The sequence below is a fragment of the Rhodococcus sp. BL-253-APC-6A1W genome, from assembly GCF_012843405.1.
In the GTDB taxonomy this organism is placed as follows: Bacteria; Actinomycetota; Actinomycetes; order Mycobacteriales; family Mycobacteriaceae; genus Rhodococcus.
Window position 1 is genome coordinate 438595 of sequence record NZ_JABAFB010000001.1, and the last position, 15403, is coordinate 453997.

The following is a 15403-nucleotide window of genomic DNA, read 5'->3' on the forward strand; positions in this document are numbered from 1 at the left end:
GACAGTATCGCCGTTCCGCTGGATGCCCGGCAAGCACTGCGCCGCGCCCGAGTGATCTAGTAGTACCAGGGGTACGGGGACCAGTCCGGGTCCCGCTTCTCGAGGAAGCTGTCCCGGCCTTCGACGGCCTCGTCCGTCATGTACGCCAGGCGGGTGGCCTCCCCCGCGAACAGTTGCTGGCCGACCAGGCCGTCGTCGGAGAGGTTGAACGCGTACTTGAGCATGCGCTGTGCCTGCGGCGACTTGCCGTTGATCTTCTCGGCCCATTCCAGCGCGACGTTTTCGAGTTCGTCGTGCGCGACGACCCGGTTCACCGCGCCCATGTGATGCATGTCGTCGGCGGAGTAGGTGTCGCCGAGGAAGAAGATCTCGCGGGCGAACTTCTGTCCCACCATCTTCGCGAGATACGCGCTGCCGTAGCCGCCGTCGAAGCTGCCGACGTCGGCGTCCGTCTGCTTGAAGCGGGCGTGCTCGCGCGATGCCAGGGTCAGGTCGCACGTCACGTGCAGGCTGTGGCCACCGCCCGCGGCCCAGCCGTTGACGAGCGCGATCACGACCTTGGGCATGAACCGGATCAGGCGCTGCACCTCGAGGATGTGGAGCCGGCCCGCGCGGGCCTTGTCCACCGTGTCCGCGGTGTCGCCGCTCGCGTACTGGTATCCGCTGCGCCCACGGATGCGCTGGTCCCCGCCGGAGCAGAACGCCCATCCACCGTCCTTGGGGCTCGGGCCGTTGCCGGTCAGCAGCACGACGCCCACATCCGACGTCATCCGCGCGTGATCGAGTGCGCGGTAGAGCTCGTCGACGGTGTGCGGCCGGAAGGCGTTGCGCACCTCCGGCCTGTCGAACGCGACACGGACCGTGCCCTGCGTGACATGACGGTGGTAGGTGATGTCGGTGAGGTTCTCGAACCCGGGAACCGGGCGCCACAACTGGGAATCGAAGGTCACGTCGTCACCTTAGAGCCCCGGGCCGTCGTACGACGCGACCGTGGGCCGGATAACGTGCATCACATGAGCGAGCAGACCGGCGCAGGTACCGAAGAGGTCGACGGCAACGACGTAGCCGACGACTACGAGCACCACGGAGGTTTCCCCGTCTACGAGCCGGTGAAGGCGGGCCCGAACTACGGCACCTTCATCGACACGTTCCGGCGCCTGCAGGACCTCATGGTCTCGACCCACGCCCCGGACGACGTGATCGACCGGGCGATCGCACAGACCGAAGCGCTCATCGACCTCCTCGAGCCCTACGAGGTTCCCGAGGGGCGGTCACCGGCCGGCTTCAACGTCGAGCTTCCCGGCCGCGGCAGTGCCCTGCTGCTGCCGTGGAAGATCGAGAAGTTCGGCGAGGACGGCGTCCGCGAGCGCGGCATGTTCCGCCGTTTTCACCTCGGAGGAAACGGTGCCGCCCACGGCGGGACGCTGCCGCTGCTGTTCGACGACCTGTTCGGCATGGTCATCCACGCCAACGGACGGCCCATCGCACGCACCGGATATCTCCACGTCAACTACCGCAAGATCACGCCGATCGAGACGGAACTCGTGGTCGACGGATGGGTCGACCGGGTAGAGGGCCGAAAGGCATTCTGCAAGGCCGAGCTGCGCGACCTCGACGGCAATCTCCTCGCCGATTCCGAGGCCCTGATGATCCAGCTTCTGCCCGGCCAGCAGTGATCGATCCGGCCCTGCCGTCCGCCGACGAGCTCCTCGCGAGCGCCGTCGTCGTGTCGCTGCCCATGCGGGTCCGCTTCCGGGGCATCACCCGGCGTGAGGTGCTGCTGGTGCGCGGACCCGTCGGCTGGGGTGAGTTCGGGGCGTTCCCGGAATACGAAGACGACGAGGCCGCGCACTGGCTCCGTTCGGCGATCGAATCCGCATGGGTCGGTCATCCTCCGGCGGTCCGGTCCGTGGTCCCGGTCAACGCGACAGTGCCGGCCGTCGATCCGGACCGCGTTCCCGAGGTGCTCGCGCGGTTCCCCGGCGCCGACACGGCGAAGGTGAAAGTCGCCGAACCGGGCCAGGATCTCGCGCAGGATCTTGCTCGGGTCCGGGCGGTCCGTGAACTGGTGCCGCGCGTTCGCGTGGACGCCAACGGCGGCTGGACGGTCGACGAGGCCGTCACCGCGCTGACCGCGCTCACCGTCGATGCGCCGCTCGAATACGCGGAACAGCCCTGCGCGACCGTGCCCGAACTGGTCGCCGTCCGGAAGCGGTTGCCCGACGTGCGTGTCGCGGCGGACGAGAGCATCCGCAGGGCGGAGGACCCGATGCGCGTCGTGCGTGCCGGTGGCGCCGATGTCGCGGTCGTCAAGGTTGCTCCGCTCGGCGGGGTGCGCAGGCTGCTGGCCCTGGCCGACGAACTCGCAGCTCACGGCGTCGAGGTGGTCGTCTCGAGCGCGCTCGATTCCGCTGTCGGAATGAGCGCCGGACTCGCCGCGGCGGGCGCGTTGCCGCAGCTGCCGTTCGCGTGCGGACTCGGTACCGGTGGCTTCTTCACCGCTGACGTCGCGACCGCGCGACGCATGTCCGGCGGCGTGCTTCCGGTCGGAGCGGTGGTCCCGGAAGCCGGGATGCTCGACGCGGTTCGGGCCGCACCGGACCGTGCCCAGTGGTGGTTCGACCGGCTGCGACGGTGCCGCGCCCTGTTGGGCTGAACGCCGAGTATGTACCTGCTACAGAGTCGTATATCGTTCCCCCAGTCCCAACAGTCACAAGTGTCACATTTACGGAGGCAGTGAAAGTGGTTGCAGCTCTGCACGATGCTCTGCTCGGACCCGACAAGTTCCCGGCGGTCAAGGCCGACGTCGAAGCTCTGATCGACGCCGAGGTGTCGGACAAGAAGGGTGCATCGGGCCTCGCCCTCAAGGGCGGCTACGCCGCAGTGAAGAAGGTCGGACCGTCGGTCGTGCCCGGCGCGATCGAGAGCCTGCTCCCCGACTTCGTCGAGCGGCTCCAGCCGTTCTGGATCGAGTACGCCGGTGCCGGTTCGTTCGCCGACTTCCTCGTTGCTCGCGGTGACGCGGTCGCGGACGCGCTGCTCGGAGTGACCGACGACAAGATTGCCGGCTCGGACAAGACCGCTGTGAAGAGGGTCTACGACTCGCTGCGTCCGTCGGCCAAGAAGCACGTCATCGAGGCTCTGCCCCGTCTGGGCGACCTCGTCCAGAAGCACGCGGGCTGATCCGATACTGCGGATCGATCCGACGAACGTCGCGGTGACCACCGGCTCCGGCCGGTCGGCACCGCGACGTTCTGCTTTCGTCGCAGGGTTCTCCCGAGGGAGACCTCAGTAGACGGGCTCGCCGTACTTCCAGTAACCCGTGAACGTCACTGCCGACCTGTCCCAGCCGCGCTCGCGCACGAGGTGACGTCGCACCCCGGTCGCGAGATCGGATTCACCGGCGACGAACGCACAACCGCGTGCCGACGGGAGGGTCGCGGCTCGCACCGCTTCGACGGCGAGAACCCCCGGACGCGCCGCTCTGTCGGTGCGGATGAGGGGATGGACCCTCACGTTCGGGCCGGTCGCCAGGTGCTGCGCCGCGAGATCCTCCGGATGTGGAACCTCCACGAACACTTCCGCGACCGCCGCCGGATCAGCCGAGAGGACGGACTCGAGGATGCCCGCGACCGCCGGCAGCGCGCTCTCGTCGGCCACGAGCAACTGCCAGTGCGCGCTCGCGTCGGGGACGTAGCCGATTCCTTCGTCGAGCACACCGATTTCTTCACCGGCCGAGACGGTGTTCGCCCACGCCGACGCCGGTCCGAGGTCTCCGTGCGACGCGAAGTCGATGTCGATTTCCGCCGTGTCGCCGTACGATCCGGCGCCGGCCGCGCGGAACCGGCGGAAGGTGTAGTTCCGCAGCACGGGCCGCTCGTCGTCCGGGATCACCTGGTATTCGGGCCACCACCGGTCGTCCGTCGCCGAGGGCAGCGTGAATCCGCGCCGGCCGGGCGCGGGAAAGAACATCCGGAACCAATGGTCGAAGCCCATCGGACCGATGGTCGACACCGCATCGCCGCCGATGGTGACCCGGACGAACGTCGGACTGATCCGTGCGGTGGCGAGCACGCGAGCGCGCACGATCTCGCGTGTCGCGGGTTTGACGAACTTCGGCGCCTTGCGCGCTGCCCTGGTGCGTTCGGCCATGACCACCCTTCCGGAGCCGCCCCCTACTGAGCCGACCCTAACCTGCGGGGGCGGTGTCCGGTGACGCAGGGCTCAGCAGGTAGGGCGCTCGAGGGACCGAACCTGCGGCGTCAATCCCCACTCGGTGCGTCCCAGCCTGCTCGCGGGCGCGAGCGCCGCGAAGTCCGGCGCTCCGTCTTCGGCCAGCACGTCGCGCCGAACCGTCACCGCGACCACATCGCCCATGACCACGAACGAATCGCCCACCTCGATCACCCGGCGCAACGTGCACTCGATCGACGCGGGCGATTGCGCGACGCGGAGAGGGCGCACCCGCTCGCTCGGCTCCGCCCGCAACCCGACTTCCGTGAACTCGTCGACCTCGTGCGGAAAATTCGCAGAGGAGGCGTTGACCTGCTCCATCAGCGGAACCGTCGCCACGTTCACCACGAATTCGCCCGTCTCCTCGATGTTGCGAAGACTGTCCTTGCGGCCCACCGACGTGAACTGCACGACCGGTGGCGCCGTGCTCGCGACCGTGAAGAAGCTGTAGGGAGCCACGTTGGCGACCCCGTCGCCCGACACCGTCGAGACCCACGCGATGGGACGGGGCACGATCGTGGCGGTGAGCAGGCCGTAGAAACGTCCGGGACTCAGATCGGCGGGATCGAAGACGGTGCGCATCCCCCCATTGTGGTGGTTGCCGGGCGGCGGATCGCTGCCCGGCCGCAACCCGGCGCGGCGCGGGGGAGAACCCGGGCACCTGCCGCCCCGCACTACCCTGGACGTCGTGAACCCGTCCACAGCCCAGGCCACCGCAGTCGTCGACGAACTCGCCCGAGGTGGGGTACGGGATGTCGTGCTGTGCCCGGGCTCGCGCAATGCCCCGCTCGCGTTCGCGTTGCAGGCGGCAGATGCTGCCGGGCGGCTTCGTCTGCACATGCGCATCGACGAACGGACCGCCGGCTTTCTCGCGATCGGCCTGGCCCTGTCGTCGAAGCGGCCCGTGCCCGTGGTGATGACATCCGGGACAGCGGTGGCGAACCTTTCCCCGGCGGTCCTCGAGGCGAACTATGCGCGCGTGCCGCTCGTCGTTCTGAGCGCCAATCGCCCCTACGAACTGCTCGGATCGGGTGCGAACCAGACCGTCGAGCAACTCGGCCTGTTCGGTACGCAGGTCCGCGCGACCATCAGCCTGGGATTGGCGGAGAGCGCCGACCAGAACAGCGCGTGGCGATCGGCGGTCAGCCGTGTGCTGGCGGCAGCGCGCGGCACCCGGTCGGGGAACGCCGGTCCCGTGCACTTCGACATTCCGCTGCGTGAACCCCTCGTTCCCGCGGCGGACCAGAAGGGATCCGCCCCCGAAGGTCGTCCGGACGGGGCAGCGTGGACCACCACCGCCAACGCGACACTGGACGTACCGGTCGAGATCGACCTCACGCCGGACACGGTCGTCATCTCCGGGCACGGCTCCGCGCTGCGGCCCGAACTCGCGGGCCTGCCCACCGTCGCCGAACCGACCGCGCCGCTGCACGGCGTACCGCTGCACCCGATGGCGCTGCCACATCTGAAGCCGCGGCAGGCAATCATCACGGGCCGGCCGACCCTGCACCGTCCCGTGTCGAACCTGCTGGCAGACCCGGCGGTGGCGGTCTACGCCCTCACCACCGGTCCGCGCTGGCCCGATGTGTCCGGCAACGTTCTCGCGACCGGCACCCGCGCGGTGATCTCCGGACAGCCGGACGAGGCATGGCTCGAGCGGTGCCGGCAGCTTTCCGCGCACACCGACAAAGCCGTGCGTGCGCAGTTGGATTCCCACCCGAAAGCCACCGGACTGCACGTCGCCGCAGTCGTCACCGACGCGATGCGCGACGGAGACCAGTTGCTGCTCGGGGCTTCCAACCCCGTGCGCGACGCGGCGCTGGTCAGTTACCCGAAACCCGGCGTGAGTGTGTTGTCCAACCGGGGCGTCGCCGGTATCGACGGGACGGTCTCGACGGCGGTCGGCGCCGCGCTCGCCTATACCGCCGGCCGCACCGTCGCGCTGCTCGGCGACCTCACGTTCCTGCACGACGCGGCCGGACTGCTCATCGGACCTTCGGAGCCGCGCCCGCGCAACCTCACGATCGTCGTCGCGAACGACGACGGCGGCGGCATCTTCGAACTGCTCGAACAGGGCGACCCGCAGTATGCAGGCGTCTTCGAGCGAGTCTTCGGCACGCCGCACGGAATGGACCTCGGGGCGTTGTGCGCCGCGTACCGCGTTCCGCACGAGAGTGTGGACCTGCAGGGCCTGGCGGCCGCCCTCGCCGACACCGCTCCGCCGTCCGGGGGGATCCGGGTCGTCGAGGTGACCACCGACCGGGCGGGACTGCGTGAACTCCATGCGGCGGTGCGGGCTCAGCTGTGACCGGAACCGAACGCGCGCGACGCATCGTCCTCATCGTCGCCATCGCGCTGTCCGCATTGGCGGTCGCCCTGTTTCTCGGTGCTCTGCGCAACGACCGGACCATCGAGAGCGACATGGGCACCGCAACCGCCGAGGTGTTGTCGGCCGGGTCGCTCCGGTCCGCGGTCGCTTTCGTCACGCCCGACGGCGTCACACACAACCCCGAACTCGGCGTGCTGTACCCGACGGGTCTTGCCGCCGGCCAGCGCATCGCCGTCGAGTACGCGCGCAGTGATCCCGACCTGGTGAGGGTCACCGGACGCGATGCCCGGGTGGCACTGATCCCCACCGGTTCGGTGATTGTGGTCACGTGGCTGATCGCGGTGCCGGTCCTCGTCTACCTGCGGCGCCGTGAGGCCGCGGACACCGATCCCTCCGTGGCCGAGGGCGCGGCACGCGCGATGTCCTGACGACGAGGTCCTCCTCAGGGTTCGCGGGCCCGTCGCCGGGTAACGTTTCGGCCGTGGCAAAAACTCACGGATCGCGCGCGTCCCTCGACAAGGATCCGCGCGAGGTCGCGTCCATGTTCGACGGTGTCGCGGCGCGCTACGACCTGACCAATACCGTTCTGTCGTTCGGCCAGGACCGCGGATGGCGCCGTGCGACGCGTGCCGCGCTGGACCTGAAGCCCGGCGAGCGGGTTCTCGATCTCGCGGCCGGCACCGGCGTCTCGACGGTCGAACTCGGCCGCTCCGGAGCGTGGGTGGTGGCCACCGACTTCTCCACCGGCATGCTGAACGCCGGTGCGTTCCGCCAGGTACCCATGGTCGCGGGCGACGCGATGCGGTTGCCGTTCGCCGACGCCGTCTTCGACGCCGCGACGATTTCCTTCGGCCTGCGCAACGTCGCCGATCCCGATGCCGGCCTCCGCGAGATCGCGCGGGTCGTCAAGCCCGGCGGGCGGTTGGTGGTGTGCGAATTCTCCACTCCCGTGCGGGAACCGCTGCGCACGGTCTACATGGAATACCTGATGCGTGCGCTTCCGCGGGTCGCGCGCGCCGTGAGCAGCAACCCCGACGCGTACGTGTACCTGGCCGAGTCGATCCGGGCATGGCCGACGCAGGAACAACTCGCCGTGCGTATCGGAGAGGCAGGCTGGCGCGACGTGAAGTGGCGGAATCTGACGGGCGGGATCGCGGCGCTGCACAGCGCGGTGCGCTAGGTCGGCACAGCGCGGTGCGCTGGATCGGTACAGCGCGGTGTGTCAGGCGAACAACGGCCGGCGGTCCCAGCGCATGGACGCACGTCCGCTCGCCCGCCACGCCCGTGCCACGACATCGGTGTCCTCGTCGGTCACCAGATTTCCCATCACACGCACCGCGACATTCATCATCGCCCGTGATCGCATCGCGACCGGTCCGGTCGTCGGCAGGAACTTCGGCACGGTGAGCAGCCCGGCGAGCCTTCGTGCGGTCGAGAACGCGGCTCCGTAGTGCGCGCGCAGCAATGCGGGCCACTCGCCTGTCAGATCGTCCCGGTCGAGGATCTCTGCGAGCAGGCGCCCGCCCTCGAGTCCGTAGTCGATGCCTTCTCCGTTGAGGGGATTGACGCAGGCGGCTGCGTCGCCGACGAGCGCCCAGTTGACGCCGGCCACTCCGGACACCGCACCACCCATGGGAAGTAGGGCCGACGCGACCCTGGTCACGGGGCCCAGTCCCCACTCCGCACGACGCTTGTCCGCGTACAGGTCGATCAACGGCCGCAACGATCCCTGTGCGGGGCGCGCGGCCGTGGCGAGCGTGCCCACGCCGATGTTGACCTCGCCGGTTCCGAGTGGGAACACCCAGCCGTAACCCGGTTGCAGGGTTCCCGCATCGTCACGCAACTCGAGGTGCGAGGTGATCCACGGATCGTCGCTCCGGGTCGATGTCGCATAGGCGCGCGCGGCCACGCCGTACGCGGTGTCGCGGTGCCAGCGGCGCCCGAGGACCTTGCCGAGCGGCGAGCGCACGCCGTCGGCGACGACGAGCCGCCGGCACGACACGGTGCGCGGACCGTCCTCGGTGCGGAGGAGAACGGAGGTCACCCGGTCGCCGTCACGCTCGACGTCGACGGCCTTGGCTCCTTCGACCATCCGGGCACCGGAGTCGAGGGCGACCCGGCGGATCCGGTCGTCCAACTCGGTGCGGGGCACGGCGCTACCCATCGAGGGGAACGAGGAGTCAGGCCACGGCAACTCGAACCGGCCGCCGAACCCTTCGAGGCGCAAGCCGCGGTTGACGGTGTGGGTGCGCAACCAGTCGCCCAGGCCGAGACGGTCCAGTTCCGCGACCGCGCGCGGGGTGAGCCCGTCGCCGCAGGTCTTGTCTCGCGGGAACGTCGCGGCGTCGACCAACAGCACGTCGTGCCCGGCGCGGGCTGCCCATGCCGCAGCCGACGAACCGGCGGGACCGGCACCGACGACGAGAACATCGGTACTGTCGGGAACGCAGGACCGGGATTGCCGCGGCTCTGTCGCGGAGTTTTCGCCCACCACGTGTCCATCCTCTCAGGCACGACTTTCTCGCCTCGACGAGGTGGTGTGGTGGTGGAGCGGCTAGGTTCACTACCGTGAGGCCGAGGCGACAGAAGAGGATGGGTACGTCATCGTGAGCACTGAGGGGGCGGCTCGGACCGCCGGTCCGGCCGACGCGGTATCGAGCACCGTCGTTGCTGGTGTGGAACTCGGCGACCCGGGTCTCGCGACCAGCGTGCGCGACGGACTCGCGAGCGTCGAGGCACTGCTCGTCCAGGAGTTGTCGGACGGTGAAGACTTCCTGACGGAGGCGGCACTGCACCTCGCGAAGGCGGGCGGCAAGCGATTCCGGCCGCTGTTCACGATCCTGACCGCGCAACTCGGCCCCAACCCCGCCGATCCGTCGGTCGTGACGGCAGCGACGGTGGTCGAACTCGTCCACCTCGCGACCCTCTACCACGACGACGTGATGGACGAGGCGACGATGCGGCGGGGCGCTCCGAGCGCGAACGTGCGCTGGAACAACAGCGTCGCCATCCTCGCCGGCGACTACCTGTTCGCCCACGCGTCCCGGCTGGTGTCCACACTCGGCCCGTCCGCGGTGCAGATCATCGCCGAGACGTTCGCCGAACTCGTCACCGGGCAGATGCGCGAAACCATCGGTGCCCGTGAGCAGCAGGACCCGGTCGAGCACTACCTGCGGGTGGTGTGGGAGAAGACCGGTTCGCTGATCGCGGCGAGCGGCCGATTCGGCGGCACCTTCTCCGGGGGCGACGAAGAACACGTCGCACGGCTCGAGAGGCTCGGCGACGCCGTCGGTACCGCCTTCCAGATCGTCGACGACATCATCGACATCGCGTCGGTCACGTCCGAATCGGGCAAGACACCCGGAACCGATCTTCGTGAGGGCGTACACACGTTGCCGGTGCTCTACGCGCTGCGCGAGACCGGACCGGACGCGGACCGGTTGCGGGAGCTGCTCGTCGGTCCGATCGACGACGAGGCACACGTCGAGGAGGCCCTCGAACTTCTCGTCCGGTCGCCCGGCATGGAGGCGGCCAAGCACACCCTCGACACGTATGCACGGCGGGCGCACGCCGAACTCGAGGCGCTGCCTCAGGGTCCCGCCAACGAGGCGCTGCGGCACCTCGTCGACTTCACGATCGCCCGGGTGGGCTGACCTCCTCCGACCTGTCCCGGGGGAACCGGGAAGCTCTGCCGTTCGTTGATCGGGCGAATGGACCACCACCGTGCGAACCACAGACGCGGGGTGGGGGAGGAGCGTGACGTGCACGGGTATGCGAACCGTCTCAAGACGGCCGGGTTACTGGTGGGAATGTCGGCGCTGATCGTCTTCGTCGGCGCCTTGTTCCAGAACTCGACGATCCTGGTGATCTCGGTGGTGCTGGCGGTCGGTGTGAACGGGTACGCGTACTTCAACAGCGACAAGCTCGCGTTGCGGTCGATGCACGCGCAGCCGATCACCGAGGTCCAGGCACCGGTGATCTACCGCATCGTGCGTGAGCTGGCGACGGCGGCGCATCAACCGATGCCGCGGTTGTATGTCAGTCCCACCAACGCGCCCAACGCGTTCGCCACCGGCAGGAATCCACGTAATGCCGCGGTGTGCTGCACCAGCGGGATCCTCGACATTCTCGACGAGCGCGAACTACGCGCGGTCCTCGGTCACGAGTTGTCGCACGTCTACAACCGCGACATCCTGATCTCGTCGGTGGCCGGCGCCATGGCCGCAGTCATCTCCGGCCTTGCCAACTTCGCGTTCTTCGCGGGCGCGTTCGGTGGCGGCCGGGAGGGCGGCGCCAATCCGATCGCGCTGTTGCTCGTCTCGTTGCTCGGCCCCATTGCCGCGTCGGTGGTCAGGCTGGCGGTCTCGCGCTCACGTGAGTACCAGGCAGACCAGTCCGGCGCCGAGCTGACGGGCGATCCCCTGGCGCTGGCGTCGGCGCTACGCAAGCTCGAGCGCGGCACCCAGGCCGCACCGTTGCCGCCGGAGCCGCAACTCGCGGCTCAGTCGCACCTGATGATCGCCAATCCGTTCCGGGCCGGCGACAAGATGAGCAGGCTGTTCTCCACCCATCCGCCGATGGAGGAGCGCATCGCGCGGCTGGAGCGCATGGCCGGCCTGCGGTAGGCGACCCCCGCGTAGTTCCGGGGAAGTGCCCGCAGAGGCCTCAGGGCCCGGAAACCGCGGGAGCGACACCGCCCGCGCAGGGAAGCGCGGGACGGGTGTCGGTGTGGCCGCGTCGCTCTAGCGGTAGTTGACGAACTGCAGCGCCACGTCGAGGTCGGCGTTCTTGAGCAGCGCGATGATGGCCTGAAGGTCGTCACGCTTCTTGCTGCTCACACGCAGCTCTTCGCCCTGGATCTGTGCCTTCACGCCCTTGGGGCCTTCGTCACGGATGAGCTTCGTGATCTTCTTCGCATTCTCCTGGCTGATGCCTTGGACGAGAGTGCCGGTGAGCTTGTAGACCTTGCCCGACTGGGTCGGTTCTCCGGTCTCGAGCGACTTGAGGGACAGGTCCCGCCGGATCAGCTTCTCCTTGAACACGTCGAGCGCCGCCTTGACGCGGTCCTCGGTGTCGGCGGTGATCACGATGCTTTCTTCGCCGGACCATTCGATGCTCGCGCCGGTATTGCGGAAGTCGAAGCGGTTCGCGATCTCCTTCGCCGCCTGGTTCAGGGCGTTGTCCACTTCCTGACGGTCGACCTTGCTCACCACATCGAACGACGAATCAGCCACGTCTGTCTCCACTTCGGTCGGTCTGTACGGGGTTGTCATGCCGACGCTATCCGGTCGATCGGCGCCCGTAACCACCCGGTTTGCATTTCGGGGGGGTATGCGTTGTATTCTTCCAACGCATCAGGGACACGGTCCCGAGAGCACCCGGCAGGTTGCCCGAGCGGCCAATGGGAGCGGACTGTAAATCCGTCGGCTTATGCCTACGTAGGTTCGAATCCTACACCTGCCACCACACAGCCCCGGTTCTTCGGAACCGGGGCTGTCGTGTTCTCCGGGGTAGTTTCCCGGGGGGTGCCGCGGCACACGGTCCGGCAGCTGTCGGCAACCCTGTCGGGCCGACCGGAGCGTGCGGTGGCCGGCAGGTCCTGCGCGACGCTCGAGCGTCGCTTTTGGTGCCACTACCTGCTGATTTTGTGCTGACGGCGAGTGTGTGTAATCTTTTGGAGGCCGCAGCGAGCAGAGATGCTCCACGTGGCCGCGCCCCCTTAGCTCAGTCGGCAGAGCGTTTCCATGGTAAGGAAAAGGTCGACGGTTCGATTCCGTCAGGGGGCTCGCTGGATTGTGTGCCTTGATTCCGCGCGGCACATGACACCGAGGCGGTGTAGCTCAGTTGGTAGAGCAAACGACTCATAATCGTTGTGTCGCCGGTTCAAGTCCGGCCATCGCTACCAGAGTTGAATGAACCACCTGATCGATCATGATCAGATTTAACCGAAAGAAGGCATCCCGTGGCCTCCTCTACAGACGTCCGGCCGAAGATCACCTTGGCCTGCGAGGTGTGCAAGCACCGCAACTACATCACCAAGAAGAACCGTCGCAACGACCCCGATCGGCTCGAACTGAAGAAGTTCTGCCCGAACTGCGGTACGCACCAGTCGCACCGCGAGTCGAAGTAGCCTATCTGATCGACGTCGACGCGTAAGGTCTCCGCAATACCGACCGCGCCTGTTGGCGTCCTGGGCGGAATTGCGGAGGTTTTTGCGTATGACAGACGCACTCGTATCCGAAGACTCTGTGGACGTGACCGAACAGGCCGGGATCCAGTTCGATGTCGCCGCGCATGCGAAGTCCATGGTCGGACACCATTACCGTGTGGACGACTTCTACGAAGTCGGTCGCGAGAAGATTCGTGAGTACGCCCGTGCGGTGCTCGACGGACATCCCGCGCACCACGACGAGGACGCAGCCAAAGGCCTCGGATACGACGGCCTGATCGCTCCGCTCACGTTCATCTCGATCGTCGGCATGATCGCGCAGCGCAAGCTGTTCGAGGAAGTCGTCACGGGTTACGACCTGAGTCAGATCATGCAGACCGATCAGCGTCTCGTGTTCCACCGGCCGATCCAGGCAGGCGATCGTCTGTTCTGTGACGTGTACCTGGAGGAATTCCGTCAGGCAGCCGGCAGCGACATCATCACCACGAAGAACCTCATCACGGATCAGTTCGACAATCTCGTGCTGACCTCGTGGACCACATTGGTGGGCCGTACCGGCGGCGAGGTCGACGCCAACATCGCGCACGCGGTCAAGGATGTGATGATGCATGAGCCTTCGTAGCTTCGAAGACGTCGTGGTCGGGGACGAGCTTCCCACCAAGACGGTGACGCTCACGCGCGGCAATCTTGTCAACTATGCCGGTGTGTCGGGTGATCCCAACCCGATTCACTGGAGCGACAAGGTCGCCGAACTTGCCGGCTTGCGCGGCGTCGTCGGTCACGGCATGCTCTCCATGGGCATCGGGGCCGGCTATGTCACGGAGTGGCTGGGAGACCCCGGTGCGGTGAAGGAATACAACGTTCGTTTCACCAGCCCGGTATACGTGGAGGCCGATGAGGCCGCCGCAATCGAGTTCAACGGCAAGATCAAGTCGTTGGACCCGGAAAGCAAGACAGCAGTGGTCGCGATCGTGGCGAAGTCGGAAGGTCGTAAGATCTTCGGCCGGGCCACGGCAACGGTTCGCTTGGCCTGACGGCCGGGCGGATTGGGTTTGTCCCGGGGCAATGCAGTACACTAAAGCTTCTGGGATCGTATAGCGCAGCGCGCTGCTCTTCGGTGCTCGTTCAAAGCCGATGGGGTAGCGCGCGTGTCATGTGATCGCAGACGGGTCGATCGACAAGGTGCTCGTTCGAGACACCGATGATCGACCAAAGGGGCGTAGCTCAATTGGCAGAGCAGCGGTCTCCAAAACCGCAGGTTGCAGGTTCAAGTCCTGTCGCCCCTGCCCCCGGACTGCCAGCGACCGAGAGGAACGATGTGAGCGAGGAGCGCGGTAAGCGCCTCAGCGACACCGGAGGGTTCACCCCCCGCGACGCTGGACCGGCAACCGGCGCAACCCCCGACGATTCCTCTGCGGTAGCGAGGCCGAGCGGCAAGCGTGTCGCCCGCTCGTCCGATGGTGGACGAGTTTCCGTCGCCAAGGATTCCGATCCGGCAGGTTCGCGCCGTGCCAGGTCTGCCGTCGCGACCGGTGACGTCTCCGGGGACAAGAAGCCCGAGAACATCTTCAAGCGCCTGCGTCGCTACTTCCGTGAGGTCATCGCCGAGCTCCGCAAGGTGATCTGGCCGAATCGCAAGCAGCTGACCACCTACACGATCGTCGTGGTGGTGTTCGTGGCTGTGATGACGGCGTTCATCTTCGGCTTGGATCTGGCGTTCGTGCAGGGCGTCAGCTGGTTGTTCGGCTAGCGCTCGCGCGCCTGCAAATTTGATCGACGAGAGGAAAAGTGCCGGTGAGCACCCCCGAGAACGACTCCTACGAGGCTTCGGCCGAAGAGCACGTTTCGGACGAGGTTTTCGTTGACGACGCGGCGACCGCCGAGGCCGTCGATGCCGACGCGACGCCCGAGAACGTCGATGACCTTGCCCCTGCCGGTGAGGATGCCGACGCATCTGCAGAAGGTGGCGAGCCCGAAGCCGAGGTCGAGATCGATCCCGCCGAGGCTCTGGAGAAGCAGCTTCGCCTCGAAGCCGGTGACTGGTATGTGATCCACTCGTACGCCGGTTACGAGAACAAGGTGAAGGCCAACCTCGAGACCCGCGTGCAGAACCTGGACCTGGGCGAGTACATCTTCCAGGTCGAGGTGCCCACGGAAGAGGTCACCGAGATCAAGAACGGGCAGCGCAAGCTGGTCAACCGCAAGGTGCTGCCCGGTTACATCCTGGTTCGCATGGAGCTGAACGACGAGTCGTGGGGCGCCGTGCGCAACACGCCCGGCGTGACCGGCTTCGTCGGTGCGACCTCCCGTCCGTCGCCGCTGACGATCAAGGAGGTTGTGAAGTTCCTCCTCCCGCAGCAGGCGAAGAAGAAGCCTGCGGCCGGAACGTCGGCCGCCGGCGAGCAGTCGGCCGCCGCGTCGTCGAAGCCCACCATCGAGGTGGACTTCGAGGTCGGGGAGTCCGTGACCGTGATGGACGGTCCGTTCGCTACGCTGCCCGCGTCCATCAGCGAAGTAAATGCCGAGCAGCAGAAGCTCAAGGTCCTGGTGTCGATCTTCGGTCGTGAGACTCCCGTGGAGTTGTCCTTCACGCAGGTTTCGAAGATCTGACGCACGAAAGCTTGCAGTAGCAATACGCAAGAACCACACCGAGCAAGAAACTTAGGAATAGA

The 15403-nt window shown here is 67.2% G+C and carries 18 protein-coding genes and 4 tRNA genes; 17 read left to right on the forward strand and 5 right to left on the reverse strand.

The genetic code is table 11. The features are described from left to right. Positions 1-56: 56 nt before the first annotated feature. Entirely contained in the window at positions 57-950 is an 894-nt protein-coding gene (locus tag HF877_RS02000; RefSeq protein ID WP_169619472.1) for a 1,4-dihydroxy-2-naphthoyl-CoA synthase, read from the reverse strand. 63 nt (positions 951-1013) lie between these two features. Between HF877_RS02000 and HF877_RS02005 the strand changes: the two genes are divergently transcribed. From HF877_RS02005 to HF877_RS02015, 3 genes are all read left to right on the forward strand, one after another. Further along, positions 1014-1676, forward strand: a complete 663-nt coding sequence (locus tag HF877_RS02005; protein WP_169619475.1) for a PaaI family thioesterase — start codon at positions 1014-1016, stop codon at positions 1674-1676. Then, entirely contained in the window at positions 1673-2656 is a 984-nt protein-coding gene (locus HF877_RS02010) for an o-succinylbenzoate synthase (protein WP_169618854.1), read from the forward strand. The genes HF877_RS02005 and HF877_RS02010 overlap by 4 nt, the downstream gene beginning before the upstream one ends. 86 nt (positions 2657-2742) lie before the next feature. Next, positions 2743-3183 (forward strand): hypothetical protein, encoded by a 441-nt coding sequence (locus HF877_RS02015; RefSeq protein ID WP_169619619.1) that lies wholly within the window; start codon positions 2743-2745, stop codon positions 3181-3183. Between the two features lie 105 nt (positions 3184-3288). Here the strand turns inward: HF877_RS02015 and HF877_RS02020 are convergent, their stop codons facing one another. After that, positions 3289-4152, reverse strand: a complete 864-nt coding sequence (locus tag HF877_RS02020) for a siderophore-interacting protein (protein WP_169619477.1) — start codon at positions 4150-4152, stop codon at positions 3289-3291. A 72-nt stretch (positions 4153-4224) separates the two neighbouring features. Further along, positions 4225-4815 (reverse strand): flavin reductase family protein, encoded by a 591-nt coding sequence (locus HF877_RS02025; protein ID WP_169619479.1) that lies wholly within the window; start codon positions 4813-4815, stop codon positions 4225-4227. Positions 4816-4921: 106 nt separating this feature from the next. Here HF877_RS02025 and menD point away from each other — a divergent pair, with 106 nt between their 5' ends. From menD to HF877_RS02040, 3 genes are read left to right on the forward strand one after another with little or no spacing between them, the layout of a single operon-like run. Next, on the forward strand, positions 4922-6541 hold the full coding sequence (menD, locus tag HF877_RS02030) for a 2-succinyl-5-enolpyruvyl-6-hydroxy-3-cyclohexene-1-carboxylic-acid synthase (protein ID WP_169619481.1): 1620 nt from the start codon (positions 4922-4924) through the stop codon (positions 6539-6541). Then, complete coding sequence (locus tag HF877_RS02035) at positions 6538-6990, forward strand: DUF3592 domain-containing protein (RefSeq protein ID WP_169619482.1); 453 nt, start codon at positions 6538-6540, stop codon at positions 6988-6990. The genes menD and HF877_RS02035 overlap by 4 nt, the downstream gene beginning before the upstream one ends. A 53-nt stretch (positions 6991-7043) precedes the next feature. Then, entirely contained in the window at positions 7044-7742 is a 699-nt protein-coding gene (locus tag HF877_RS02040) for a demethylmenaquinone methyltransferase (protein WP_169619483.1), read from the forward strand. Between the two features lie 42 nt (positions 7743-7784). On the opposite strand, the gene HF877_RS02045 is transcribed toward HF877_RS02040, so the two are convergent. Continuing rightward, a complete protein-coding gene (locus HF877_RS02045; RefSeq protein WP_169619484.1) occupies positions 7785-9056 on the reverse strand; it encodes a geranylgeranyl reductase family protein in 1272 nt (423 codons plus the stop codon). Positions 9057-9168: 112 nt separating this feature from the next. Between HF877_RS02045 and HF877_RS02050 the strand changes: the two genes are divergently transcribed. Both HF877_RS02050 and htpX read left to right on the forward strand, forming a co-directional pair. Next, positions 9169-10215, forward strand: coding sequence for a polyprenyl synthetase family protein (locus HF877_RS02050; protein WP_169619485.1), 1047 nt, complete (start codon positions 9169-9171; stop codon positions 10213-10215). A 108-nt stretch (positions 10216-10323) separates the two neighbouring features. Then, positions 10324-11187: a zinc metalloprotease HtpX gene (htpX, locus tag HF877_RS02055; RefSeq protein ID WP_296551253.1), complete on the forward strand. Its 864-nt coding sequence runs from the start codon at positions 10324-10326 to the stop codon at positions 11185-11187. A 117-nt stretch (positions 11188-11304) separates the two neighbouring features. Here htpX and HF877_RS02060 read toward each other — a convergent pair whose 3' ends face one another. Further along, positions 11305-11796 (reverse strand): YajQ family cyclic di-GMP-binding protein, encoded by a 492-nt coding sequence (locus HF877_RS02060; RefSeq protein WP_169619487.1) that lies wholly within the window; start codon positions 11794-11796, stop codon positions 11305-11307. A 146-nt stretch (positions 11797-11942) separates the two neighbouring features. Between HF877_RS02060 and HF877_RS02065 the strand changes: the two genes are divergently transcribed. From HF877_RS02065 to nusG, 9 genes are all read left to right on the forward strand, one after another. Beyond that, a tRNA-Tyr gene (locus HF877_RS02065) sits at positions 11943-12028 on the forward strand. Between the two features lie 247 nt (positions 12029-12275). Further along, a tRNA-Thr gene (locus HF877_RS02070) sits at positions 12276-12348 on the forward strand. 43 nt (positions 12349-12391) lie between these two features. Beyond that, positions 12392-12467: transfer RNA gene (locus tag HF877_RS02075), tRNA-Met, on the forward strand. A 57-nt stretch (positions 12468-12524) separates the two neighbouring features. Then, positions 12525-12692, forward strand: a complete 168-nt coding sequence (gene rpmG / locus HF877_RS02080) for a 50S ribosomal protein L33 (protein WP_003941903.1) — start codon at positions 12525-12527, stop codon at positions 12690-12692. 88 nt (positions 12693-12780) lie between these two features. Further along, positions 12781-13353 (forward strand): (3R)-hydroxyacyl-ACP dehydratase subunit HadA, encoded by a 573-nt coding sequence (gene hadA / locus HF877_RS21220; RefSeq protein ID WP_169619488.1) that lies wholly within the window; start codon positions 12781-12783, stop codon positions 13351-13353. Continuing rightward, positions 13340-13765, forward strand: coding sequence for a (3R)-hydroxyacyl-ACP dehydratase subunit HadB (gene hadB / locus HF877_RS21225; protein ID WP_169619489.1), 426 nt, complete (start codon positions 13340-13342; stop codon positions 13763-13765). The genes hadA and hadB overlap by 14 nt, the downstream gene beginning before the upstream one ends. Before the next feature lie 179 nt (positions 13766-13944). Further along, positions 13945-14017 (forward strand) — tRNA-Trp (locus HF877_RS02095). 32 nt (positions 14018-14049) lie between these two features. Continuing rightward, positions 14050-14481, forward strand: coding sequence for a preprotein translocase subunit SecE (gene secE, locus HF877_RS21595; RefSeq protein WP_169619490.1), 432 nt, complete (start codon positions 14050-14052; stop codon positions 14479-14481). A 44-nt stretch (positions 14482-14525) separates the two neighbouring features. Beyond that, the gene (gene nusG, locus HF877_RS02105; protein ID WP_169619491.1) at positions 14526-15341 is read left to right on the forward strand and encodes a transcription termination/antitermination protein NusG; all 816 of its coding nucleotides are present in this window, start codon (positions 14526-14528) and stop codon (positions 15339-15341) included. Positions 15342-15403: the final 62 nt, after the last annotated feature.

What these genes read in the sequence shown, in the direction of transcription:
- HF877_RS02020 (WP_169619477.1), bottom strand. Translation starts at nt 4,152, where the DNA reads ATGGCCGAACGCACCAGGGCAGCGCGCAAGGCGCCGAAGTTCGTCAAA.
- HF877_RS02005 (WP_169619475.1), top strand. Translation starts at nt 1,014, where the DNA reads ATGAGCGAGCAGACCGGCGCAGGTACCGAAGAGGTCGACGGCAACGAC.
- HF877_RS02025 (WP_169619479.1), bottom strand. Translation starts at nt 4,815, where the DNA reads ATGCGCACCGTCTTCGATCCCGCCGATCTGAGTCCCGGACGTTTCTAC.
- hadB (WP_169619489.1), top strand. Translation starts at nt 13,340, where the DNA reads ATGAGCCTTCGTAGCTTCGAAGACGTCGTGGTCGGGGACGAGCTTCCC.
- hadA (WP_169619488.1), top strand. Translation starts at nt 12,781, where the DNA reads ATGACAGACGCACTCGTATCCGAAGACTCTGTGGACGTGACCGAACAG.